We start from the raw sequence: 1,343 nt of genomic DNA on the forward strand, positions 1-1,343 counted from the left end.
GGTTGGTGTGCCCGAAGCGCAGGTAGTCCAGGCCGGCCCGGTGCACCAGCGTGGTGAGCCCGCGCTGCGCCTCGGCTGGGCTCCGCGCCGGTCGCAGCGCCGCGAGCGCCGGCTCCCACCGGGGTACGTCCGGCAGCCGGCCCAGCCGATCCCGGATGCCCCCGGTCTGGTCGTCGATCCGCGGCACCCCGGCCAGCGCGGCCGCCACGTCGACGTCGCTGGTGCCCGACTGCTCCGGATTGCCGGCGAGCAGTTGGTCGGTGCCGGGGATCGGCTGCCAGCGGGCCGCCCAGTAGCCGAGGGCCTGGCCCAACTCGGCGAGCCGCAGTGGGTTCTCGTCGGCCGAGTCGAGCGCGCGTACGGCGTGCCCGACCCGGATCACCCCGTGGGTGGCACCGGCGGCGATGCCCGGCAGCAGCCGGGGCCACCAGGTGCCGAGCACCGCGCGCCACGGGTGTTCGCGCAGTTGGCCGTCGAAGTAGGTCAACCAGTCGCCGGCGCGCTTCGGGTCGCCCAGCGCTGACCGCCAGTCGTCGATCGGGTGCAGCCCCCGGGGCAGTTCGTCGAGGCGGCCGAGGTAGTCGTCGAGCCAGCGGTGCACCCGTTGCTGGTGTCCGTGCCGGACCAACGCCTCGACGGCCATCGGCCCGTGGTTGGACAACCAGCCCTCGAACTCGGGGCCGGTGCGGTGCAGTCGCTCGTACGCCTCGTCGAGAACTCCGTCACTCATCAGTCGATCGTCAATGCTGAACCTCGCTTGAGGTCAAGCGGGCAGATCGGCGGCGGCGATCAGGCCGGTGATCCGGAGGTCGGCCGCGACGTCGGGCGGGCAGTCCACCGCCACCACGGCGGTGCCCAGCACCTCGGCGCCCCGTGCGGCGCAGATGTCGTAGAGGGCGCGTAGCTGCGCGCCGGTGCGCACCCAGTCGTCCACCACCAGCACCCGGTCGTCGGGGCCGAGGTGTCGGTCCCGTACGGCGAGGTCGACGCGTCGGCCCCGGTAGTCCGGTGGGCTCTGGGCCCAGGTGAGCGGTCCGGCCGGCAGCCGTCCGTCACCGGGTTTGTGTGCGGCCACGAAGCCGACCCCGAGGGCGGTGGCGGCCAACGGCCCGAGCAGCAGCCCGGTGACGGCCGGCGCGAGCACCACGGTGGGCCGGGCGGCCCGGTAGGGCGCGACCAGGGCCGGTCCCAGTTCGGCCAGCACCGTCGGGTCCCGCCACCAACCGGAGATGTCGCTGACCAGGTGACTGGTGCCCGGGCCGGGGTCGATCCACCGGAACAGGGCGGCCAGGCGTTCGGTCAGCTCGGAGGGCATCCGCTCATCCTGCGGTACGGACGGTGGG

General features: G+C 74.2%; 2 protein-coding genes. Both read right to left on the reverse strand.

Going from position 1 to position 1,343, the window contains the following annotated elements; all coding sequences use genetic code 11:
• Positions 1–730, reverse strand: a 730-nt coding sequence (locus KBX53_RS33050; RefSeq protein ID WP_210863777.1) for a questin oxidase family protein, incomplete at its 3' end; no start/stop codon positions are given.
• A 33-nt stretch (positions 731–763) separates the two neighbouring features.
• Positions 764–1,315, reverse strand: coding sequence for a phosphoribosyltransferase family protein (locus KBX53_RS33055; protein ID WP_030332043.1), 552 nt, complete (start codon positions 1,313–1,315; stop codon positions 764–766).
• Between the last annotated feature and the right edge of the window lie 28 nt (positions 1,316–1,343).

Source organism: Micromonospora sp. M51, from assembly GCF_018070305.1.
Classification (GTDB): domain Bacteria; phylum Actinomycetota; class Actinomycetes; order Mycobacteriales; family Micromonosporaceae; genus Micromonospora; species Micromonospora parva.

What these genes read in the sequence shown, in the direction of transcription:
- KBX53_RS33055 (WP_030332043.1), bottom strand. Translation starts at nt 1,315, where the DNA reads ATGCCCTCCGAGCTGACCGAACGCCTGGCCGCCCTGTTCCGGTGGATC.